This is a genomic window from Hirschia sp. (genome assembly GCF_058892565.1).
Map to the genome: position 1 here is coordinate 16,742 of NZ_JBZXVU010000005.1, position 24,110 is coordinate 40,851.

The following is a 24,110-nucleotide window of genomic DNA, read 5'->3' on the forward strand; positions in this document are numbered from 1 at the left end:
CCCAACCTTTACAGAACATCCAACAATGTGAGACCGCGTACGGTATTGAAAATTGATGCGGATGCCTGATAAGTCGTTTGTGCGTTACTCAATCGAGCAGCAACTTCCGCCAGGTCAACATATGTAATTTCCCCTACAGTCGCACCGATCGCATTTACTTGAGTTGTCTGACGCTCAATAGCGTTCGTAATTCGAGATTGCGTGTTACCATTCCTAGCTTCGAGTTGCACAAGGCCATCTATGACAGTGTCGAATTGCGCCAATTCTCCCTTTAACGCCGTAACCTGCGCGTCCGTCAACTCGCCATAAGGTCCACCAGCAGCCAAAGTTTTCAACATATCAAAAGCAGCTTCCGCCGCTTCAGCTGCAACGGGTGCCAAAGAAATTTCTTGATATCCATCAACATTGACCGTCTGCTCTTGAGCTCCTTGCTCAAAAGCATTTTCGATCGGGTTTGCAACAAGGTCTGCAACACTTGCAGCCACAACAGGAGGCCTATCTGTTCGCGTTCCTCCAAATACGGACTTTCCCGAAATTTCCAGATTGAATGAATCTTTCAAAACAAGAAAAGCTTCTTCAATTTTAGCATCAATTGAAGATGGTCCACTTAAACTTATGTCTTGCAAAATAACGGATCTTAAATCTTCCATCACTTCTCGAGAGTGCGTTAAAACAGCATCTTGCATTGATAGACGCGCATCAAGCTCTGCAGCATTATCAATACGTGATTGGATGTTTGCAATCATCCGATTACTAGACACAAGCGTATGCGTTTGAGACCCATAACCTTTAAGGTCAGTCGCTTTAGTCTGAGATGCAGTCTGGTTAGACGCTTCAAACAACACTTTTTGAGACTTTTGAAGATCTATCAAAGCATTCTGAGAAACCATAGCAGTGGTAATACGACTCATATCATCCTATCCTTCTCTTAAACCAGCCGCAAAAGCGTATCGAACATATCACTGGCGGCCTGCATCATTCGAGATGCAGAATTATACGCCTGTTGATACTGTGTCATTTTCACTAATTCTTCGTCGATGCTTACACCCTCGACACTCTCTCGCCGCATGGCCACTTCTGTTCGAACAGTCTCAGCAGAATTTAAGGCCTGCTCACTTGCAGTCGCCCTTGCTCCAGCAGCGCCAGCAAGGCGAGCGGCGTAATCATTTATAGATGTCTTTTGAGCCGCAATACCACCAGCTGCTCCAAATTGCCGAATAACAGCGCCAGAAAGAGAAAGTGCAGTTGCACCGCGCCCATCGCCAACTTCCAGCACACTATCGCCTTCAACAGCACCATCTAAATCAGGTTTTGCAGTCGCTAATTTACTATAGTCTTTCAAGATGGCATCCCGAATTTCTATATCTTTTGCACGATCAGCTGAGCCCGCCACACTTAGTCCAAAAAATTGAGTGGCAGAAATACCAGAGCCTGTTCGACTTGTCGTATCAACCACAATATCGAGTGAGTCTGATTTGGTGTTGGCCGCACCCTGAAAAGTTATAGTGCCATAATCATCATCAATGGATACGCTACCATATCCATTAAGGCTCGTATTCATCTGAGTGACGAGATCGGCAATTGTACCTCCCGTCGTCGGAGAAACAGTTACAGTATTCAATATCGCACCCGTATTGGAACGAATATCGAAAGTCATAGTTTGACCTGTTGTAAATCCGTGAGGAGATGCTTCTCCAGCCCCACCTAGCCCTGTTGCGTAATTTGTCGGCGTTGGTTTTTCTATGAGGTTGTTAAGGCCAAACATGTGAGAAAAACCACGTCCAGCCCAATCTGATGGAGTATCTTCATCTTGACGTATTGCGACACCTTCACTCGCATCATTCGCTGATATTTCTAATACACCATTTGTGAAGCTTGCAGTTCCGTCTCCACCCAACGCTGTGTTCAAAGACGTCGCGAGACCTCCAACAGTTGCGCCAATTGCAATGGGACCAACTGCTGCACCAAACTCATCAATTCCTGAGATATTACCCGCATCAAAATCTATCGTTAGATTTCTAACTATTTCACCATCTGAATTTGTAATCGCCATATGCGCCACGCCTTCAAAACTGTGAATGTCTGAATCGATTAGTCCAGTATTACTTCCCGTTAGAACATTCGGCGCAGGCACAGCGCTAGCATTGTTGTGCTCGGCATTCAGGCTATCAACTAGTCCCGATGCGTATTCACCAAACGCAACACTAAGCTCAGGAATGTCAACATCACGCGCCTGAATCAATCCCATGATTTCACCACTCTGGATGTATTTATCCAAAGGCAATTTTGAACTCTCGCTCGAGTGGCTCACTTCAACGCTTGGATATCCCTGAAGGCCCGAAACGTCTCCCATCGAAAAGCTAGCCGCTTCCATAGATACGAGAAGATATCCGTTTGTCGTACGCAAATCCACGCCGCCCAAAGGACGTTCTTGCGCTCTAACATCAACAATCTCAGACAAGCGATCAATCAGGATACTTTGCTCATTCTCAGCCTGTGTCGCATCAACACCAGCGATCTTGGATTGCTGGATAGATGTGTTCAATTCTGCAATTGTTTCCATCAACGTGTTGGCTTCACCAATGACGGACCGCAATTGAGCATTGGCTTCTTCTCGAAGCGCAGAAAGCTCATCAGCTGTCTGATTAACTTGATTGAGCATATTTTGAATATCAGAAATTGCACTTCCCTGCCTTAGAGAAGAAGAAGGGTCTAGAGCAAGAGACCCCATAGAATCCAACACAGCATCGAGGCTAGCAAAGACTGAACCGCCATCAGATGGGTTGCCGAGCAAACCTTGTGCTCTGTCCATAAAGCCAGCCAGAACAGAAGTCGCACCTACAGTAGCAGCTGTTCTCATTTCCGAAGCTGCTAGAAACTTGTCGGCGGCACGCTGAACTTTAACCTCAACCCCAAATGATCCAGAAACCGCGCCTAAAGAATTAAAATGCGTATCAAGACGCGTATAGCCTTCTGTGTTGACGTTTGCGACATTGGTGGAGACAGTGCTGAGTGCACTTTGATTTGCACGCAGAGCTGAAAGGCTCGTTGCCATTATGCTGCCTATACTCATGTCACACCTCCTAACAGATGGGCATATTAGTGCCCTGTAGGCCAAGATTACCGGGCGTTTTTTGCCTAGTGAATTCTTTGAACCTCAAAAAACCGTTTTGGAAATAAATTCGATAACCTCTACAACTATTTGATATTGCTAGTAATTTTATACTTCAACCTGCATTTAGCAAGATGGTTACACTTAGAATAATTTCCAGCGTAAAGACTTCATCGCAAGCTTCGGGCCAGAATTGAAATTTACAGAAAATTAGCCATAAATTTCTGCAAACAGCATATTTTTTGTAGGTAAATTCATGGCAATGCATGTTCTGGGCAGAAACTGCCGCACACAACAAACGCCCCTGCATTTTCTGCCTGCTTTATCAATTTCGAAGTAAAAAGGTTAACGCCGAATCCTGATTTTTAGGGAAGTTTCAGGCAAAATTATTACTGGCCCGCCAATTGCATCAACATGGTTAATGAAAATGCGAAAGCATAAATAATAATCAATTGAAGTGAGTTTTATCGTGATTGAGGGTGTATTTTTTTCAGCGCAAAAAACAAACAACAGCTCCACGCAGAGAGCTGACGGTGCGCTAATTGCGAATAAATTTAACGCGACAAAAAGCGATTTTCGATCTTTCCTTCAGGGAGAGACCGAAAAGCAATCGATGCAGACTGAAAATAAACCTTTCAACCAGCACTTATTGGTCACTAAATCTGCCAACACAAACCTAAGTGAGACAAGCGCAGAACAATCACCTTCTAACGACACCGCAGACGCAGCAGCAGCCTCGGCACTTATCACATTAAATATGGTGCCGACTGAAAACACCCAAGGCAATGCTGAAATGCAGGCAAACACCTCACCTGTTATCAATGCAAATAGCAACGCTCAGGCAAACGTAGAAAATGCACAGGTGATCACCAATAAGTCGACACCCGTTGACGCCCAGACCACAGTGCCGACACAAAATGCAAGCACTGGCGTGACAGTTTCTGATGCCAATGCATCAACTTCTGCAACAATTACTCCTGCTAACATGGGTGAATCAAATTCTGGAATTTCCAAACCAGTCCAGATTCCAGCCCAAAGCGCTGGACAACAAACCACAGAGATATTGAAGAATGCCGCTGTAAAACAAGAAGATACACCCTCTTATCCAGCGACAGCGAAAACACCTACTGATGCTCAGACTCAGCCCCACACTTCAAAGCAATCGCCACAAACTCTGTCTCAGACATTAGTTCAGTCGCAAACTCAGCTATCGCAACAAACTCAAACGTCTCAGTCCGCTCAACCTTCAAAACAGCTTCCTATGGATAATGGTGTAGCAAACCAAGCAGCGCCTCAAACACAAATTCTGTCTGCATCCAATGGCCAAGCCGTCACCGCAGCCGCAACGACTTTGACTGCTCAATCAAATAAAACATCGAATGCATCTAGCACTGCGGCTAAAATTGAAAATGCAAATTCAAGTTCGACGACGACATCAAACACTTCAGCAGCTGAAATGACTTCTGAGCCCAATAAGGCAAGCTCTAATACTTCAGCTCAAACGCCGGCAGCCACGCAAGCATCGACAACAGCGACGAATACTTCAAGTGCCCCAACGCCTGCTCAACCTCCTAATGTTCAAGAATTGTTGAGCGGTTTGCCAGATGCAGAATTACTTGAAGGACTAGAACCATCAAGCGAAGAGACCAATCTTTCTTCAACAACATCGAACTCCGCTACAGGTAAAACTCAGGAATTGCCGCCGACATTACGTCATGCATCTTCCGTCACTCAGCAAGCCTGGGCCGGCCTGATCCAACGCATGGATGGCAAAAGTCACCAATTCCAGATTCGCCTAGATCCCGCTGCGCTTGGACAGATCAATGTCTCGATAGAAATAACGAAAGATAAAAGAGCGACAGTTGTCCTCGCAGCTAAATCTGCTGAAGCCTTATCTGAATTATCACGTGGTTCAAAAGCACTTGAATCAGCATTGGCTGATGTCGGCATAGACCTCGCAGAAGATGGCCTAAAATTAGAATTGTCTCCAGATGAAAATAGTTCATTCACCTTTAAAGACGATGATGCTGAGCAAATGGCAGACGATAAAGGCGAGGCATCCATTTCAAATTCCTCTGCAACGGAAGAAAATGCTGATTTACCTCGTCAAATCACGCCAAAATTAACGGCTTGGTCACGCGCACGTGTTGATCTTACAGCTTGATAGTAGGAATATAAAACATTGTCTGATCTAATCTCTTTCGTAAACCAAAGTAGCGGTTCGACATCAAACTCAGCTCAATCGCAATCTGCCCTCGCGAGTGATTTCGACACTTTTCTTACTTTGCTCACAGCTCAGTTGCAAAATCAGGATCCTCTGGAGCCAACGGATTCAACAGAATTTACAAACCAACTTGTGCAATTTTCTGGCGTAGAACAGCAAATCCAAACAAATGATGCGCTTGAACAACTAATAGCTTCAAATAATTCTGCCACAGGTGCAGCTATGTCCAGCTATCTAGGACAAAGCGTTGAAATCAACAGTCAAGGTGCTGGATATTCTGGTGAAGATTTGAGCTGGCGCTACGCGCTTGCAAGTGATGCCACAGAAGCCACGTTCAACATTCAAGATAAGAACGGCAAAGTGCTTTATTCAGAACCTGCTGAGAAAAGCGCGGGGTCCCATGAATTTGTTTGGGACGGTACCTTAAGTGACGGCACAATAGCGAATGAAGACGAAGTTTATTATGCCAGTGTGACAGCAAAAGACAGCGAAGCAAATTCAATCACGACATCAACAAACGTACTTACAACAGTATCAGGTGTTGACCTTTCATATGACAGTCCAGCGATCACGACCAAAGCTGGGATTTTTAGTTACAGTGATATTCTGCGAGTGATGCAGAGTTAATCGCATTTAAACGTTCCGGATTGCAAAAGCAGTCTGTAGATACATGGCGCAAAAGCGCCCTTTCAAGACCCGGCCTCAAAAGAAGGATCGGGAAATAGAGTGGGTTAGTTTTTAGAGGAATACCGCCATGAGTATAGGTTCAGCATTACTGGCAGGAACAGCAGGTCTACGTGCAAACGCATCTGCTATGGCTGCCACATCAGAAAACATCGCAAACGTAAACACTGTTGGATTCAAACGTATCCGCAATGACTTTACGGCGATGCTAAACAATCAAAACTATCAATCTTCATACAGTGCAGGTGCTGTAAGATCGACCGCCACAACATTGATGCGCGAGCAAGGTACATTGCAATCGTCCTCCGTCTCAACGCACATGGCAATTTCCGGTGAAGGTTATTTCGTCACAAGAGCTCGCGGAGGCGACGCAACATCATTTGATGAATACTCATACACGCGTGCAGGACAATTTGCTCCTGATGAAGGTGGATATTTAAAAAACACCGCAGGTCAATATCTATATGGTTGGCCAATCGTGAATGATCAAGTCGTCAATGCCAGCCCAACCGACCTTACAGCCCTTTCTGCCGTTCGTGTTTCTGGGTATGGTGGTGTCGCGGAAGCATCCGCAAATCTATCAATCACAGCAAACCTGAATGCAGACCAAGAAGTAAATCCAGCGACATATACAGCTGGCGACATGGCGGCAGGAAACATCACACCCGACTTCACGACACCGTTGGAAGTCTATGACTCCAAAGGTGGACGTCACACGGTTAACTTCTCTTTCTTAAAAACGGCCAATGCGAACGAATGGGAAGTAGAAGCCTACGTCACCCCATCAACAGATATTGAAGGTGTAACCGACGGTCTTCTTGCTAATGGTAAAATGATATTCACAGCATCTGGTTTAATTGATCCAGTTGCAACAAATGCGCTTGCCGACGGTTTTGACCCAGAAGGGTCAATCAGTATTGGAGCATCTGATCCTGCTTCAGTAGGAACAACACCTCGCTGGGCGGATGGTTTGGGTATCGAAGCTCAAGATATTCAATTAGATTTAGGAAACGGGAATAGCACGACTGGACTTACTCAATATTCATCAGATTCTATTCTTGATACATCTACTGTCGACGGTGTCCCTTTTGGATCACTAGCCTCAGTCGATGTCGATGAAGACGGTGTTGTTATCGCGCAATATACGAATGGTTTTAGCCGTAAAATTTTCCAAGTTCCTGTGGCGACTTTCGGAAATGAAGGTGGTCTGATCGCACAAGCCGGCGGCAGCTACCGTTCAGGCCCTGAAACTGGCGACATGAACCTTAGAGCGCCCAAGTCTGGAGAAGCTGGTGAGGTCATCTCTAGTGCACTTGAATCTTCAACTGTCGACCTTGCTGAAGAATTCTCCAACCTTATCGTTACGCAACGCGCGTATTCAGCGGCGTCAAAAATTATTACGACCGCAGACGAAATGTTGAATGAGCTTATTAGTATCAAAAGATAACTAATTAAGGAAATTGCACGTTCAAAGTGCTTTTTGCTCCAAATTGAAACAAAAAAGGCCCCAAAGACAACTAAAGAGTCTCTGGGGTCTTTTTTTATTCTTCAAATTTTCAACAAAACCCACACATTAACTTCAGTCTGAACTTAAAACACTTGTAGTATTGTCCTCAGCATAGACCAGACCAAGGAAAGGGAATTCTATGCTGACCCAGAACGCGAAAAGCGCGGCAGTTATCGGACCCGACGGAAAAACACTCACGCTGGCGGACCTCCCGTCACCAGACATCAAGCGTTGGGTAACCCGTCGTAAAGCAGAAGTCGTTGCGGCAGTTCGTGGCGACCTATTAACACGCGAAGAAGCATTAGCTCGCTACAAAATTTCATCTGAAGAATATGAAGGATGGGAAGCATTGTACGATCGCTTCGGTGTAAAAGGCTTACGCACCACTCGCTTACAAAACTATCGCGCCTAATAAGAATTGACGACTGACATCACGCTGCTTTCCACCAAAGCGTGATGGAAATCGACATTTTCTGAAAAGATGCATCCATCTATTATGCCCTGATTTCTTAGAAGTCAGGGCATAATGCTATTTGAGGCTGTGTTAAATTCAAAAAAGTAAAACAAATACCGCTGTTTTTACCCTTGTTAATAAGACGTTTACATCCTGCTGGGAAATTATTGCCTAACGACCCCTGTTCGGGGTGCAAGAATTACCGGGTAGAAGATGGCTGAAACAGTTTCCATAATAAAAAAGATCACAAATGGCGGACAAATGCGCATTATTGCTGCGCTTATGGTTGTGGCATTGGTGGGTGCTGGTCTTGGTTTCATTATGCTCCGCGGTGGGGCAGATGAAGCTCTTCTTTATTCTGGACTAGATTTAACTGAATCAGCGGAAATTTCAGGCCGCCTAGACCAAGCAAATATCAGCTACACAATTCGCGGTGATGGTGCTTCCATCTTTGTCAATCGAGACCAAGTTCTTGATGCTCGCATGATGCTTTCCGAAGAAGGTTTGCCGACGCGCGGAGCTATGGGTTATGAAATCTTTGACAAATCTGAAGCTCTGGGCACAACCAGCTTTGTTCAAAACATAAACCGTGTCCGCGCCCTTGAAGGGGAACTTGCTAGAACAATCTCCTCTTTAGACAATATTCGCGGCTCGCGCGTTCACCTTGTTCTTCCAGAAAGACGCCTATTCGAGCGCGGCACACAAACACCATCAGCATCCGTGGTTATATCTGTAGCGGGTCGAGGCATGTTGCCGTCTCAAGTGCGCGCAATAAGAAACCTAATCGCTGGATCAGTGCCCAATCTTGAAGTGAACCGCATCACGCTCCTTGACGACAAAGGCCGCCTCCTCGCTGCTGGTGCTGAAAATAGTGAGAATGGATTTTCTGGTGGGTCTGCTGACGAACGCCAAACAGGCATAGAAGATCAGATCCGCAACAAAGTGTTATCAGTTGTCGAAAGCGTCACAGGTCCAGGTGCGGCTCGTGTTCAAGTGGCTGCTGATATAGACTTCAATCGCATCACACAGAGCTCTGAAATTTTTGACCCAGAAGGACGAGTTATCCGCTCGTCCACAACAACTGAGGATTCTTCACGCGAGTCTTCAACAGAGCCTGCTGGTGCTGTGACTGCTGAAAACAACATTCCTGCTGGCACGGCTGCGGACGGACCTGCCGACCCAACATCTCAAGCTGAAACAAACCATTTGCAAGAGACTACAAATTACGAAATCTCAAAAACCACAAAAACAGAAATCACTGAAGGTGGGCGTATTCGTAAGATTTCAGTTGCTGTTGCACTGGATGATGTACGTGTTCCTGGAGATGATGAAACTGAAGCAACATTTGCACCGCGCACCCCAGAAGAAATTGCAAACATAAAAACACTCGTGAGATCTGCTGTTGGGTATGACGAAGCGCGCGGTGACATCGTTGAAGTCGTCAATGTATCATTCATGCGTCCTGAATCTTCGGTCAATCTTGCGATTGAAGATCCCGGCATGTTGGGCCTGACTAAAAATGACATCATGCGCATTTCTGAATTAGCAGCCCTATTTGTAGGTGCCGTGCTGCTCATCATCTTTGTTTTACGTCCTCTCGTAAAAGGCTTGATGAGCCCGTCCGCGGAAAGCGGAGATTCTTTCTATGTCGGAGAAGCAAAACTCCCGGGTGGATCAGGAAATGCTGCTCAAAAGGTAACCTTATCAGAAAACCTCGTTCTCCCCGGATCTGGAGATGGCGGCAACGGCCAAATTACAGAGGATGACCAATTTGGCCTAGATGTCGCGCGCATTAGCGGGAAAGTGAATGCATCTTCTGTGAAGAAAATTTCCGAAGTTGTCGAAAGCCACCCTGATGAATCAATTCAAATCATCCGAGCATGGCTATCTGAAGACCATGTAGGGAGTGACGCAGCATGAGCAATCTAGCAGCAGAAGCAGAAGAAGCTCTCAAAACCATGAATAAGCGGGAAGCTATTCAGCAAGCCGCCGCCGATGGAAAAAAACTTACTGGTGCAGAAAAAGCAGCTATTCTTCTACTTGCTCTTGGTCAGGAAACTGGGCCGATTTGGGAAGCACTAGATGATGAAGAGCTGCGAGATGTTTCTTCAGCCATGTCAACTTTGGGTGCAGTTCAATCTTCTTTGGTTGAAGACTTGATCATTGAATTTGTTGGAAAGCTTTCTACTTCTGGCTCCATCACGGGTAACTTCGAGCAAACACAGCGACTACTTGCACAATTCCTTCCAGGTGAAAAAGTTGACTCTCTTATGGAAGAGATCCGCGGACCAGCTGGTCGTACCATGTGGGATAAGCTTGGAAATGTATCTGAGACTGTTCTCGCGAACTATCTCAAGAATGAATATCCGCAGACAGTGGCTGTTGTTCTCTCAAAAATTAAATCCGACCACGCTGCAGCAGTTCTTGCCTGTCTGCCGCCTGATTTTGCAATTGAATGTATGCAGCGCATGCTTCGCATGGAGCCCGTTGCACGTGACATTATTGAAAAAATTGAGGTCACACTTCGTACAGAGTTCATGACCAATCTCGCGCGCACTTCTAAACGCGACAGTCATGAGCAAATGGCAGATATTTTCAATGCATTTGATCGCCAGACTGAAGGCCGTTTCATGACAGCGCTTGAAGAAAAAAGCAAAGAAGCTGCCGAAAGAATTCGTTCTCTTATGTTCGTCTTTGATGACCTATCAAAACTGGACCCAGGTGGCATTCAAACACTTCTAAAAGCAGTTCCAAAGGACAAGCTAACGCTTGCGCTCAAAGGTGCCAATGAAGAAATGCAGGACCTGTTCACTTCCAACATGTCTGAGCGGGCCGCAAAAATCTTGAAAGAAGACATGAATTCCATGGGGCCGGTAAAGCTTAAAGATGTCGATAGCGCTCAACAAGACATGGTCTATCAAGCAAAAGAACTTGCTGAACGTGGTGAAATCATGCTTGCCGACGGCGGCGCTGAAGATGAGCTGGTTTACTAGGAGGGTATGAGAACATGAAAGAAGCTAAACCCTTTGAATTTCTTACTGAATTCACGCCTTCTGGTGAAGTATTAACTGGTAAAAAACCAGACTTCAAACGCGTTGAAGATGTCGAGCAGGAAGTTAATCAAGCCCGCGAAAACACCCAAGCTGCGGTTATGGGCAGTATCGAAGCGCGCATCGCCACAGCTCTTGAAACCATTGCAGCCAACCTTACTCCTTCTGAGCAAGTCGTCTCGCAGATTGCACTCTCTCTAAGAAATGAAGCAATTGATCTAGCCATGGCCGCATCAGAAATAATTGCTGGACGTGCCTTAGATGAAAATGGTCATGCTGCGGCGGAAGAAGCTGTTGCTCAAGCCTGTAAACAATTACGCGCTGAACCTCGCTTGATCGTAACAATCGCACCAGATGCTGAGCTCCAAATCAAAATGCGTTTGGAAAACATGCCAGACATTGCTGAACGTCTTCATTTTGTCACCGATCCAGCGGCCCGCCCGGGCGACTGGCGCATCGAATTTCAAGGCGGTGCTGCTGAGTTTAACCGTGATGCAATAACCAAGACTGTCGAAGACTGCTTAAACAACCGCAAATCCGACCCAATCGAAGACCAACTCGATTTGTTCGGCGCGGCATAATTGTAGAGTTTTAGGAGCATAAAATGGCAACCGACGATTTAAACCTTCCAGAACTTGAAGCGACTGGCAAAGTTCTAGCAAAACCAATTTCTGCGGAAGAAGAAGCAGAAAGACGTGAAAAATTCGCAGCTGACCTTGCCCCCATGTTTGACGTGCCCGTCTCCGTGCAAGCCGTTATTGGGCGTACAACCATGGAAGTATCTGAACTGATGCACCTTGGTGAAGGGTCTGTTCTCGAACTAGACCGAAGAGTCGGTGAAGCTATTGATATTTATGTTAATTCTCGACTCGTCGCTCGTGGAGAAATCGTTGTCGTCGATGACCGCCTAGGTGTCACAATGACAGAGATTATTAAGAATGCAGGCGGTTAATCGCCATCGAAACGCTGAATCATCAGCAGCCAATATAAGAATACTTTGCGTAAGCAAAACAATTTGAAAGTGAATACAATATGCGCGTTTTGATTATTGGAGATTTGGGTGGGCAGCTATCCGCCGCGACGAAGATTGCATTCGAGCGCGGCGCTCAAGTTTCTCACGCCGCCTCCCCTGCAATCGCACTTGATTCACTTCGTGCTGGACATGGCGCTGATCTTATCATGATTGATGTCAAAGCTGACATTGCTTGGCTTTATGAGGCGCTTCAAACTGAACACATCGCTGCACCTATTGTCGCTTGTGGTGTAGAAGCCGATGCCGATGCTGCTGCATCAGCAATCCACGCAGGTGCACGCGAATTTATTCCCCTTCCACCCGATGCAGAGCTAATCGCAGCTGTTCTGTCTGCGGTATCAGAAGACGAACGCACAATGATCGCGTCTGATCCTGCCATGATGCAAGTTGTCGAACTTGCCGAACAAATAGCTCCTTCCGATGCTTCTGTATTAATCACAGGTGAAAGCGGTGTCGGTAAAGAAGTCATGGCGCGCTTTGTCCACCAAAAATCTCGCCGTGCTGGTAAAACATTCATTTCAGTAAACTGTGCAGCTATTCCAGAAAACTTGCTGGAATCGGAGTTATTCGGACATGAAAAAGGCGCGTTCACAGGCGCAATGACACGCCGCATTGGTAAATTTGAAGAAGCCAATGGTGGTACACTCCTCCTTGATGAAATTTCCGAAATGGACGCGCGCCTTCAGGCCAAACTTTTGCGTGCTATCCAAGAGCGTGAAATTGACCGTGTTGGCGGCAACAAGCCAGTGAAAGTCGACATCCGTATTCTAGCAACATCAAATCGTGACCTTGCCGAAGCTGTTCGTTCTGGTGATTTCCGGGAAGACCTTCTTTATCGCTTGAACGTGATGAACCTCCGTATTCCAGCTTTGCGTGAACGCCGCTCAGATTTAGTAAAACTATCTGATTTCTTCATTGATAAATATAGCGCAGCAAATGGCTTACCTAATAAAGAGCTATCTGATGAAGCGCGCGAACAAATCAACAGCTCACGCTGGCCCGGAAATGTGCGTGAACTTGAAAACGCAATGCACCGCGCTGTCATATTATCACGCGGCCCCGTCATCGAAGCTGACGCCATTCGCACTCCAGATGGTGCTCCTCTTTCAAGTTCAACAGGTCACAGCAATTACGAATCTCAAATAGACCTAACTGTGCAACGTGCCACAGAAACAGCACACACAGCCATCACTGCTGGCCTAGCAAGTGTGCAGGTTGGACGCACTGTTGCTGAAGTAGAACAAGACTTAATCCTATCTACTTTAGATCATTGTTTGGGAAATCGGACACACGCCGCCAACATTTTGGGTATTTCAATTCGTACCCTCCGCAACAAACTTCGCACATATACAGACGCCGGAGTTGAAGTAGCAGCTCCTGGTGAAACACGGGCAGCAGGCTAAAATTCATGGCTGAAGCAAGTAATAACACAAGCGGCATTTCTTTTGGTGGGTTGGATTTCAACGCCATCGCAAAAGGTGCGGCCAAAGGTGAAGTCGCGCTAGGGCTTGGTGTGATGACATTGATCGTCATGCTGATCGTTCCGCTTCCAGCATTTCTGCTCGACTTCATGCTGGCTATTTCCATCACATTCTCTGTACTGGTGTTGATGACAGCCTTGCTTATCCAAAAGCCTCTGGAATTTTCTTCATTCCCAGCGGTATTGTTACTTGCAACAATGCTCCGCCTCGCACTGAACATGGCCTCCACACGCCTCATCTTGTCAAAAGGTGATCAAGGACCAGAAGCCGCAGGTAGTATCATCAAGACATTCGGATCTTTCGTAATGGGCGGCAATTACGTGATCGGCGTGATTGTTTTCATTATCCTCGTGATCGTAAATTTCATGGTTATCACCAAGGGTTCAGGCCGTATTGCTGAAGTTGCAGCACGTTTCACCCTAGATGCAATGCCCGGTAAGCAAATGGCGATCGACGCTGACCTATCAGCTGGTATGATCAACGAAGATGAAGCACGCACGCGTCGTAAAGAACTTGAAGGCGAAAGCAGTTTTTTCGGAGCAATGGATGGTGCGTCAAAATTCGTGAAGGGAGACGCTATGGCTGGTCTCCTCATCACGATCATCAACATTATCGGTGGAATTCTAATCGGTGTAGCACAAAAAGGCCTACCATTCACAGAAGCCGCTCAAACATACACAATGCTAACAATTGGTGATGGTCTGGTATCGCAAATCCCAGCACTCATCATCTCAGTCGCTGCTGGTATGCTTGTGTCGAAAGCTGGTGTTGATGGGTCAACAGACAAAGCACTCGGAATACAACTCATGGCTTCTCCGCAAGGATTATCCATGGTCGCAGGAATTGCTGCTTTTGCTGGTCTTTTACCCGGAATGCCAATTATCCCATTCTTCCTCCTAGCTGGAGGCGCTGGATATGGAGCATGGAGAGCTGCTGCCGCAAGAGAAGCAACGGCCAAAGCCAAAGAGATCAAAGAAAACGAAATCATTTCAGATGCTCGCAAACCAACAGAAGAAGCACCAATCAGTGACAGCATTGCTGTTGATGAGTTGAAAGTCGAATTGGGCTTTGGTTTGCTTTCACTGATCAATGAATCAGAAGGTCGCAAACTCACAGATCAGATAAAAGCTGTTCGTCGCCAAGTCGCATCTGAGTTTGGTTTCATCGCGCCGCAAGTTCGCATTGTCGACAATTTAGAAATTGGTTCGGAAAACTACCGCATCATGATCAAGGAAGTGGAATCTGGATCTGGTGCACTTCGCCCCTTGATGGATCTAGCAATGGATGCTTCTGGCGCTGCCGCCCCTATTGCTGGTGAGCGCGTTAAAGAACCTGTCTTTGGCCTTCCAGCCGTTTGGATTGATAAGTCATATAAAGAAGAAGCCGCAATGAACGGCTACACCGTCGTAGATGCAGCAACCGTACTTACCACTCACTTTACCGAATTAGTAAAAGATAACATGGCTGACCTGATGTCATTTACGGCCCTAAAAGAGCTAACGGATGATCTGCCGGCTGCTCAAAAAGCGCTATTAGAAGACATCGTGCCCAACCAAATTACAATGTCAGGTATTCAGCGCGTCCTTCAAAACTTACTACGTGAGAAAATATCTGTACGCGATTTTGCAACAATACTTGAAGCAATTGCTGAAGCATCAGGTGCCTCAACAGATCTCATGCAAATTACAGAACATGTGCGCACTCGCCTTGCGCGCCAGCTTTGTAATGCCAACCAAGCGCATGATGGCCAATTATCAGTTGTCACTCTTTCACCAGCTTGGGAACAATCATTTGCTGAAGCACTCATTGGTGAACCCGGCGCGCGCCAGCTCGCGTTAGAGCCATCAAGATTGCACGAGTTTGTAAATGAAATGCGCCGCGTGTTTGAAGCAGCGGCACAAACTGGAGATACACCAGTTCTCCTCACATCTGCCCCGATCCGTCCATATGTGCGCTCACTTGTTGAACGTTTCCGCGCACAAACCGTCGTCATGAGCCAAAATGAAATTCACCCCAAAGCCCGTTTACGCGGTGCAGGGTCAATCTAGAAAAGTAACCCCGATATGACCAGTCAGTATATTAAACTCAAAATGCCAATCAGGAGGCCACTACCATGAGAATGAAACTATTCTCCGCAGCCACCGTGGAAGAAGCCATGGAAAAAATGCGGGCAGAATTAGGCTCGGATGCGGTAATACTCTCTACCCGCAATGAACCTGGTTGTGTGGAAGTGAGAGCCGCAGTTGAGCGCGCACCGAATGCACGTTTCGCGACACCAATTTTCTCCGAAACTCGGCCAACCTTCGACCATACAACACGTGACCGCATCCGCGATGTCATGAATTGGCATGGTGCACCTAGTGGGTTTACTGACATAGTCACCAATGCTGGCCTTAAATTAATGGGCAATACAGCAGATGCTGGTCCAGCAATGGCAGCTGGACTTGAAGGCGTTTTGTCTTTTTCTCCAATTCATTCAGATACGCGCAAATCAATTCTTCTCGTGGGCGCTCCTGGTTGTGGTAAAACATCTACAGCCGCAAAACTTGCCGCTGTTACCCGCAATTCCCCCCTTGGATTAAAAGCGACGTCTGCTGATTTTGATGCAGCAGGTGGTCACGCTAGATTGTCAGCTTATGTTGGCCGCCCTGATGTTGGTTTGTTTAAATCTCCTGAAGCACTCCAAAAACATCTGGCAGCGAGAACGCCATCAGAGCGCAAACTCGTGATAGATGGTCCAGCATTTAACCCAGTTGATAGCAATGAAATCGCCCGCCTTCGCAACCTTCTCTACAATGTAGATGTCGAACCAATTTTAGTTATGTCCGCAGAAGGACATCCTGAAGATCTGGAAGATAATGCACGTGCTTTCGCAAGTGTTGGTGTTAGAAGGGCAATTTTAACTAAATTAGATGTAGTAAGACGTAGAGGTGGTGCTTTTGCTGCAATTTCTTCTTCGCGGTTAAGCATCGCTCAACTAAGTTTGACGCATTCTATATCAAATGGGCTAATTCCAGCGACACCTTTGCGAATCGCAAGGCTACTCCTAGAAACCGCCCCAGATAATGGATCAGGATCTAACATGTCATATAGAGGAGCTGCATAATGTCGTTCTCTGGCAAAAAATCAGGACACATGTCCTCAGCGCCCCGCATTGCGCCAGCTCAGATCTTGGCTGTTGCTTCAGGAAAAGGCGGCGTGGGTAAGACTTGGCTGTCTACAACTCTCGCTGCTTCCTTTGCAAAAGCAGGAAAAAGAACTCTCCTCATTGATGGCGATTTTGGTTGTGCAAATGTTGATGTTCAATTGGGTATCGCACCTGACACCGACTTAGCCGCCGTTATGGCTGGATGGGTAGAACTTGACGATGCTGTAACCCCAGTTAATGGCGGTGCAGGCACTCAAGGTGGATTTGATGTCCTACCCGGTCGTTCAGGTTCAGGTGTATTGGCCGAACTTCCAAAAGACGATGCAGCAAGACTTGCAGCAGGTCTCACAACATTAGCCATGCAATATGATATGGTACTTGTTGATCTTGCAGCCGGTATTGATGCAAACGTTATGCGCTTAGCAAGGGCTGCCGACCGTGCCCTCGTCGTCGCCAATGACGAACCCACATCAATGACAGATGCATATGCATTTATCAAAGTGCTTCGTGGATACGCACCAAGCGTCACACCTTGGATTGCAGTCAACATGGCAGATACTCGCGTTGCCGGGCGTCGTACATATGAAGCCTTGGCCCGTGCAAGTCAGACTTTCCTTGGCTTCCGTCCACCATTGGCAGGTATTGTTCTTCGTGACTCTAAAGTCCGCGAAGCTATCCGTACACAGAAGACACTTCTATCAATTCACCCCAACGCTCAGGCAGCTATTGATGCTGAACAAATTGCGGAAGCAATTTTACGCGGTGGAGCTGATTCAATCGCCGAAGCGAGTTAGTTTTAAAAGATAGACAAAAGAAAAACCGCTCTTAACAGAGCGGTTTTTTTTATCTTTATTGTTCAGTGATGCAATTATTAAAATAAGAGTAAATACTGTTCATACAATTCAACATCTCAATCTAACATAGAAATTAAACATAATAATGTAGATTACTCCTAAACTCAGGGGTGAATCGTGTTGATTACAAAAATAGTATCACAATTTCAAATACGTGAAGACGAGCCGGAGATAAACCGCGCTCGCTACAATGCTATCAAGACACAACTACCTGTGGGATATTTGCTGCTTACTTTTGCCAGCTTTGGTATGAGTTTCACACATATGCATCTACTTCCAGCATATACACTTTTCCCTGTCCCTTTTCTTTTTTTGTTAATTGCTGCCATTCGCACACCTGAAGCATTCAAAAATAAAAAAACGTGCCTAACAGACAAGCAAATAGTTTCTCGGTTAAAACTGTCTGTAAAACTATCCCCCGTAATCGGGTTATTAGTTTTTTGTTGGAGCACCTATTTATTTGAAGCTGGCGATGGTGAATTGAGAGGCTTAGTTCTACTCTTCACAGGCGTAACTGTAGTTGGTGGTGCAATGACACTTCTGGCAGTCCCCCAAGCAGCTAAAGCTATGTTGCTATCTAATATTCCACTAACTGTTATTTATCTTTTGATGAAGCTTGATCCAGTTTATGCAGCATCAGCTCTTAATTTTGCTATGGTTGCCGGTGTCCTACATCTAGCAATTTTAAGCCAAGATAGAAGTCTTACAGACATTGTCCGCCATCAAGCAGCACTGCTTGGCCAAAGTAAACGCCTAGCGCACTTGAACTCTAAAACATTGAGGTTGGCGAATACGGATCCACTTACAAAATTACCAAACCGTCGTAGCTTTTTTCAAACTCTTGATGACACAATAGAAGATTACCAAGAAACAAACCAAGAATTTGTTTTGGCCCTCCTTGACCTGGATGGATTTAAACCAGTCAACGATGTTTTTGGCCATTCAGCAGGAGATCATCTGCTAAAGTCCACAGCTCGACGCCTATCAAAACGTATAGGAGAAAATGTTATTGTTGGCCGCTTAGGTGGAGATGAGTTTGGCTTGCTCTTCTTAAAGCCGGACGATGACCAAACGATGTTAAAAAGAGCTGCGGACATCTGCAACACCCTTCGGGAACCTTTCAAATTAGAGGAAGGCACAGCAAATATCGGCGGAACAATAGGATTAGCGCGTTTCCCACGTGCAGGTGATGCACGCTCCACATTATTCGACCGCGCAGATTATGCTCTATGCTATGCAAAACAACACTCTAAAGGTGTACCAATATTTTTCTCAGAGCAGCATGAAGATTCAATAAGAGATGCCTTAGCACTAGAAAAAGGCCTTACAGAAGCCAATTTAGAACAAGAATTATATGTCGAATTTCAACCGATTATAGATACAAGCCAAAACCGTGTCGCCGGTTTTGAAGCCCTAGCGCGTTGGTATAACCCAGTTCTCGGCCAAGTCTCACCTGTAGACTTTATCACAACCGCAGAGCAAGCTGGCAGTATCCGAGTTTTAACCAACATTTTGTTGAAACGCGCACTGGAAAGCATGCAAGATTGGCCTGAAGATATCTATATGGCATTCAACCTTTCAGCTGTGCTTTTATCATCCCCCACTTGTTTGCAACGCCTCATTTCTATTGTTGAAGAAGCTGGGATTGCGCCATCTCGTATTGTCTTTGAAATAACAGAAACCATGATTATGCAGGATTATGACCGAGTCATTGAATCTCTGCACTATATCCGTAAACAAGGCTTCTCACTCGCACTTGATGATTTTGGGACAGGGTATTCAAGTCTCAGCTATGTGCAGAAAATGCCAATCACCCGTCTTAAAATCGACCGTGCTTTTATCAAGGATATGGCCAAAAAGCCTGCTGATCGTAACATCGTCCGTACGATTGCTGACTTATGTCGCAACCTCAATCTTGATTGTGTTGTTGAAGGTGTCGAAACAGAAAGACAATTACAGCTCGTGACAGACCTGGACCTGCATTACATTCAAGGCTATTATTTTAGCCGACCACTCGCTCCGACAGCTGCTTTAGCGTTTGCTCAATTTATGAATTCAAACACAGAAACAGCAGATCAGTTGCCTCCCCCCAGAGATATCTCATTTAACTGGAGTGGTATAAACAAAAATACCCTATCACCGCAAAACCTTCACATGAAGAAACAGCAAAAGTCTTAAGCGCGCCGCGTTAATGCAGCTTCATCTAGCTGAGCCTGCTCTTTGGTATTTAAATCTTGCTTCGCCCTAAAGTCATATTTAGCTTCCAAATTCTCTAATTTGGATTTTTCTTGATAAGCAAGGATCAGTCTTTCCCGAACGTGAGAAATACTCTGCTCGATTTCAGCAATCTTTGCTTCAATCCGCTCATTCTCCCATTTCTGACGTGCAATATATGCGGGCATGCTACCCAACATATTCAAGTCAAGCTCATCTTCTGCCATGGCTTGCTCAACATCCATCTTCGCTTGAGCACTAGCCTTCTTCATTCTTAATTCTTCAATATGCGCCTGTGATTTTGCGATTTCCACAGCAATCATATCAATATTTCGTTGGGCAAGCTTTATGAGTGTCGGAAGAGATTTCATACAAATATTTCTGAGCTAAAATTACAAAAAATAGGTAAAGGTATTGCGTTTAATTGCCGCCTAATTGACGTGCGAGAGATGCCCGATTTTCACTCCGGCGCTCTCCCCCTTGCGCTGCCATTGCTGCTTCTGCGGCATGAATATGTGGATTTGGTACCGCTTCTGTGTTCATTCCCAAAACCTGAGCCAGCATCGCAAATGTTTCCTCGGGAGGAGAATTTTCATTCACATGCTGCGTCAGTATTTTTTCTATATCAGGGGATAACTGCACAGCTCGGTCCACTTCTGGGTCTGCCCCGCGCGCATATGCACCAATCCGCACCAATTCTTCCATATCAGAATAAAGCGACATCAACCGGCGAGCCTGCCTCGCAATTTCTGCTGTTTCTGGCGTATAAAGATGGCTTGCCAATCGTGACAAAGATTTAAGCACATCTATCGCGGGATAGCGCCCTCTCTCTGCAATTTTACGATCCATCACAATATGCCCATCGAGAATACCACGTACGGCATCAGCGACCGGCTCATTGTGATCATCGCCATCCACAAGCACAGTGAATAAACCCGTTATTTGGCCTTGAGGCTGTCCAGCTGGTACGATTTTCCCCGGCCCCGCTCTCTCTAATAATTTAGGAAGTTCAGAAAAAACAGATGGCGTATACCCTTTGGTCGTTGGCGGTTCACCTGCGGCCAACCCAATCTCTCTTTGCGCCATCGCAAAACGGGTTACGGAATCCAGCAAACACAACACTTTATAACCTTGGTCTCTAAAATGTTCAGCAACCGCCATTGTCATCCATGCCGCCCGTCTACGGCGCGGCGCAGTTTCATCCGATGTAGCAGACACAACGACAGAACGCGCCAAACCTTCAATTCCTAGTGTGTCTTCAACAAATTCTCTTACCTCACGGCCACGTTCACCGATCAATCCAATCACCACGACATCAGCTTGTGCATTCCTTGCCAGCATCGACATCAAAGTTGATTTACCCACACCCGATCCAGCAAAGAGACCCATACGCTGTCCCACTGCACATGGTGCAAAGCCATCAAGTGCTCGCACTCCTAATGACATCGGCTCAGAAACCCGCGCTCTTGAGTGCGCAGCAGGTGGCACAGCCTTAATTTGCCGCGAAATTGAACCTTGCGCTAATGGTAAACCACCATCAACTGGCGCACCAAAAGCATCAACAACGCGGCCCAACCAAGAATTTGACACCCTAACAATTGCATCATCTGCAGAAAAACACACTGCAGCCCCTGGGCGCAAACCATCTACATCATCACATGCGAGGAAAACGGCGCGCTCACCTTCAAATCCGACTAGCTCACCACGCGGGCCTTCCTTGTTTCCAAAGCGAGCATAAGCACCTAAGCGCAATGCTTCAGCAGGTCCAGTCGCTTCGATTCGCAAGCCTTCAACAGCCACAACTCGACCCTCAAACATTTGTTTTTCAATATTTTTAATATCGTTGATAGCCTGTTGAAGCACGTGTTCTGAACCCTCACCGAGTCGCTTTGTGTCAAGATATGACAAGCGAAATTTTCTAACTTTTCTGACTCGGCAGAATGTGCCCATTGCACTAAGCATGAGTTAACGAAAGCGATTCTCTTAGGAAATTTTACAAAAAATAAGTGGAATTTTTTCACAACTTTACGTGCTTTAATTAAGGTATCGCAAAGAGGTGTGAAGACGCGTTAACTATTCTTAAAGAGTTAATATGCTTGATTGTTAATGGTTAATACGTTGATATAAACGGAAGTGATTCGGGAGAGCCTTATGCGGGTCTTGTTGATAGAAGACGATGATGCGGTTGCACGCAGCATTGACCTAATGTTGAAAGCCGCTGGCTTTAACATCTACATAACGGATTTGGGGGAAGAAGGCGTAGACCTAGGTAAGGTTTATGAATACGACCTCATAATTCTAGATTTATCATTGCCAGACATTTCTGGTTATGAAGTTTTGAAACAGCTGCGCATGTCGCGCATCAATACACCTGTATTGATCTTGTCTGGTAACCCTGACATCGAAGCTAAAGTCAAAACTCTTGGTTATGGGGCGGATGATTACCTCACAAAACCATTCAACAAAGACGAGCTTATCGCTCGTATCACGGCAATCGTACGCCGTTCTAAAGGCCACGCTGAAAGTGTTATCCGCACCGGCGACATCCTTGTGAACCTCGATGCCAAAACAGTTGAAGTTAAGAACCAACGCGTTCACTTGACTGGTAAAGAATATCAAATGTTCGAGCTTTTATCTCTGCGCAAGGGTACAACCCTGACAAAAGAGATGTTCCTAAACCACCTTTACGGCGGCATGGACGAGCCAGAACTGAAAATTATCGATGTGTTCATTTGTAAGCTTCGTAAAAAGCTACAAAAAGCAACAGGCGGTGACCACTTCATCGAAACTGTTTGGGGCCGTGGTTACGTTCTTCGTGACCCATCACCTCAAATTGCTGTAGACGCAGCTTAAGCTGCAACTGCGTCAAACTTAATTCTCCCATTTTGGGATAATGGCATAGACCGAATAACTAAACCCGCCTAGCGCAAGCTGAGCGGGTTTTTTGTTTCTATAACGCTAAAAACATAGCCTATTTAGGGCTTCATTTTGGATATGACCGATTGCTCACGCGCTGCAATTGTTAAAGTCTCACCATGACTAATTTGCTGATGATGCGCAGACAATGATTTGGCGTTAATAGCTGCTATGGCTTGATCAAGAAGATCGGCACGGCAAGCCAACTCCAATTTATATGGATGAAAATAAGTCCGGTCACGGCAAGCACGTTTTGCAGTCCTTTTGAGGACTGCATAATTGGCTTCTGCGGAAATGTTCGGATTATAGGAAAACTCAATTTCTTCAGTCACTTCTGCTTTGGCGCTGAGTGTAAAACACGCAAAAGCAGCGGTAAGAGCCAATATATTTTGAAATTTATTCATCGTTTTTCTCCATGCGAATTTTCTTGACACTTTTGATATTGATATTCACCTTTGCTATAACAATGTGAGAAAAACGAATGATCCCATCCATTATTGGATAGAGAACGATGAAAAATATAGACTGGTCTCTCCTGCAATCATTCGTAAACGTCTGCGAATATGGCTCATTCTCAGCTGCGGCTCGTGCAACAAATGGCAGCCAAGCTACGCTAAGTCGCCACATCACTATGCTGGAACAACAACTTGAAACCCGTCTCTTTGACCGTTTAGTGAGCGGCGTTGAACTAACGACAAAAGGCATTGATGTCCTTCGCCACGCTTCAAACATGGCCGATGCAGCGGGTCAGTTGTCAATGGCGACAGAAGGAGAAGACCAGGCCATATCAGGCACTGTTCGGGTAACAGCTGCAACTATGACAGCAACCTATATTCTTCCAGAGGTCATTAGCGAACTGCGCATTGAAGAACCTATGATCGATATTGAACTTGTCGCGTCAAACAGGACTGAAAACCTTGTTCGCCGAGAAGCTGATATCGCCATTAGAATGGCAACCCCTACTCAAGAAAATCTCTTTGCACGCAAACTAGGAGACATGGAATTTGGTCTGTATGGTGCCAAAGAATACCTAAACCGACACCCAGCTCCACAAACAGGAGAAGACTTACTTTCCCATAATGTCGTGGGTTTTGATACAAAAGACATTACTCTCCTGATTACTGCCATGAAAAAACATGGGATCGACGTCGATCGGGAATTTTTTACCTTCAGAAGCGATGATCACGTCGTGTGCTGGAAAATGGTAGTTGCTGGGTATGGACTAGGTATCATTCAACGCAAAATTGGTGATGCTGAACCCTTGGTTTCCCGCATAGATTTACCCAACACCATGGCGCGATTACCCATCTGGCTCATCGCGCATTCAGAATTAAAGACCAATCTTCGGGTTAGACGGGTTTTTGATTTTCTCGCCAAGAAAATCACAGACAAGTTATAATAATTAATACAAAATCAAAACACTAACTTATAAA

Annotated in this window: 20 protein-coding genes; 15 read left to right on the forward strand and 5 right to left on the reverse strand. The window is 45.8% G+C overall.

The window, feature by feature from the left end; genetic code table 11:
* Positions 1–8: 8 nt before the first annotated feature.
* Positions 9–911 (reverse strand): flagellin, encoded by a 903-nt coding sequence (locus tag AC5EF3_RS01940; protein WP_493546822.1) that lies wholly within the window; start codon positions 909–911, stop codon positions 9–11.
* 17 nt (positions 912–928) lie between these two features.
* A complete protein-coding gene (gene flgK / locus AC5EF3_RS01945; RefSeq protein ID WP_493546823.1) occupies positions 929–3,073 on the reverse strand; it encodes a flagellar hook-associated protein FlgK in 2,145 nt (714 codons plus the stop codon).
* Positions 3,074–3,725: 652 nt separating this feature from the next.
* Here flgK and AC5EF3_RS01950 point away from each other — a divergent pair.
* From AC5EF3_RS01950 to AC5EF3_RS02010, 13 genes are all read left to right on the forward strand, one after another.
* The gene (locus tag AC5EF3_RS01950; protein WP_493546824.1) at positions 3,726–5,276 is read left to right on the forward strand and encodes a flagellar hook-length control protein FliK; all 1,551 of its coding nucleotides are present in this window, start codon (positions 3,726–3,728) and stop codon (positions 5,274–5,276) included.
* 18 nt (positions 5,277–5,294) lie between these two features.
* Positions 5,295–5,963 (forward strand): flagellar hook assembly protein FlgD, encoded by a 669-nt coding sequence (locus AC5EF3_RS01955; protein WP_015828038.1) that lies wholly within the window; start codon positions 5,295–5,297, stop codon positions 5,961–5,963.
* Positions 5,964–6,090: 127 nt separating this feature from the next.
* Positions 6,091–7,467, forward strand: coding sequence for a flagellar hook-basal body complex protein (locus tag AC5EF3_RS01960; protein ID WP_493546825.1), 1,377 nt, complete (start codon positions 6,091–6,093; stop codon positions 7,465–7,467).
* A 199-nt stretch (positions 7,468–7,666) separates the two neighbouring features.
* The gene (gene sciP, locus AC5EF3_RS01965) at positions 7,667–7,939 is read left to right on the forward strand and encodes a CtrA inhibitor SciP (RefSeq protein ID WP_015828040.1); all 273 of its coding nucleotides are present in this window, start codon (positions 7,667–7,669) and stop codon (positions 7,937–7,939) included.
* A gap of 255 nt (positions 7,940–8,194) precedes the next feature.
* Positions 8,195–9,901, forward strand: coding sequence for a flagellar basal-body MS-ring/collar protein FliF (gene fliF, locus AC5EF3_RS01970; protein ID WP_493546826.1), 1,707 nt, complete (start codon positions 8,195–8,197; stop codon positions 9,899–9,901).
* Between the two features lie 38 nt (positions 9,902–9,939).
* On the forward strand, positions 9,940–10,974 hold the full coding sequence (gene fliG, locus AC5EF3_RS01975; protein ID WP_041302244.1) for a flagellar motor switch protein FliG: 1,035 nt from the start codon (positions 9,940–9,942) through the stop codon (positions 10,972–10,974).
* A 14-nt stretch (positions 10,975–10,988) separates the two neighbouring features.
* The gene (locus AC5EF3_RS01980; protein WP_493546827.1) at positions 10,989–11,612 is read left to right on the forward strand and encodes a FliH/SctL family protein; all 624 of its coding nucleotides are present in this window, start codon (positions 10,989–10,991) and stop codon (positions 11,610–11,612) included.
* A gap of 23 nt (positions 11,613–11,635) precedes the next feature.
* Positions 11,636–11,983 (forward strand): flagellar motor switch protein FliN, encoded by a 348-nt coding sequence (fliN, locus tag AC5EF3_RS01985; protein WP_015828044.1) that lies wholly within the window; start codon positions 11,636–11,638, stop codon positions 11,981–11,983.
* An 80-nt stretch (positions 11,984–12,063) separates the two neighbouring features.
* The gene (gene flbD / locus AC5EF3_RS01990) at positions 12,064–13,467 is read left to right on the forward strand and encodes a sigma-54-dependent transcriptional regulator FlbD (protein WP_493546828.1); all 1,404 of its coding nucleotides are present in this window, start codon (positions 12,064–12,066) and stop codon (positions 13,465–13,467) included.
* A gap of 5 nt (positions 13,468–13,472) precedes the next feature.
* Positions 13,473–15,593, forward strand: a complete 2,121-nt coding sequence (flhA, locus tag AC5EF3_RS01995; RefSeq protein WP_015828046.1) for a flagellar biosynthesis protein FlhA — start codon at positions 13,473–13,475, stop codon at positions 15,591–15,593.
* A 65-nt stretch (positions 15,594–15,658) separates the two neighbouring features.
* Positions 15,659–16,651, forward strand: coding sequence for a flagellar biosynthesis protein FlhF (locus tag AC5EF3_RS02000; RefSeq protein WP_015828047.1), 993 nt, complete (start codon positions 15,659–15,661; stop codon positions 16,649–16,651).
* On the forward strand, positions 16,651–17,487 hold the full coding sequence (locus AC5EF3_RS02005; RefSeq protein WP_493546829.1) for a nucleotide-binding protein: 837 nt from the start codon (positions 16,651–16,653) through the stop codon (positions 17,485–17,487). The genes AC5EF3_RS02000 and AC5EF3_RS02005 overlap by 1 nt, the downstream gene beginning before the upstream one ends.
* A 177-nt stretch (positions 17,488–17,664) precedes the next feature.
* Entirely contained in the window at positions 17,665–19,725 is a 2,061-nt protein-coding gene (locus AC5EF3_RS02010; protein ID WP_493546830.1) for a putative bifunctional diguanylate cyclase/phosphodiesterase, read from the forward strand.
* Here the strand turns inward: AC5EF3_RS02010 and AC5EF3_RS02015 are convergent.
* Positions 19,722–20,132, reverse strand: coding sequence for a flagellar FliJ family protein (locus AC5EF3_RS02015; RefSeq protein WP_493546831.1), 411 nt, complete (start codon positions 20,130–20,132; stop codon positions 19,722–19,724). The two genes, AC5EF3_RS02010 and AC5EF3_RS02015, sit on opposite strands and share 4 nt — an antisense overlap.
* A gap of 49 nt (positions 20,133–20,181) precedes the next feature.
* A complete protein-coding gene (fliI, locus tag AC5EF3_RS02020) occupies positions 20,182–21,624 on the reverse strand; it encodes a flagellar protein export ATPase FliI (protein WP_493546868.1) in 1,443 nt (480 codons plus the stop codon).
* A 288-nt stretch (positions 21,625–21,912) separates the two neighbouring features.
* Between fliI and ctrA the strand changes: the two genes are divergently transcribed.
* Positions 21,913–22,614, forward strand: coding sequence for a response regulator transcription factor CtrA (gene ctrA / locus AC5EF3_RS02025; RefSeq protein WP_015828052.1), 702 nt, complete (start codon positions 21,913–21,915; stop codon positions 22,612–22,614).
* A gap of 122 nt (positions 22,615–22,736) precedes the next feature.
* Here ctrA and AC5EF3_RS02030 read toward each other — a convergent pair whose 3' ends face one another.
* Entirely contained in the window at positions 22,737–23,081 is a 345-nt protein-coding gene (locus AC5EF3_RS02030) for a hypothetical protein (protein WP_493546832.1), read from the reverse strand.
* A gap of 107 nt (positions 23,082–23,188) precedes the next feature.
* Between AC5EF3_RS02030 and AC5EF3_RS02035 the strand changes: the two genes are divergently transcribed.
* Positions 23,189–24,076: a LysR family transcriptional regulator gene (locus AC5EF3_RS02035; RefSeq protein ID WP_493546833.1), complete on the forward strand. Its 888-nt coding sequence runs from the start codon at positions 23,189–23,191 to the stop codon at positions 24,074–24,076.
* Positions 24,077–24,110 lie beyond the last annotated feature (34 nt).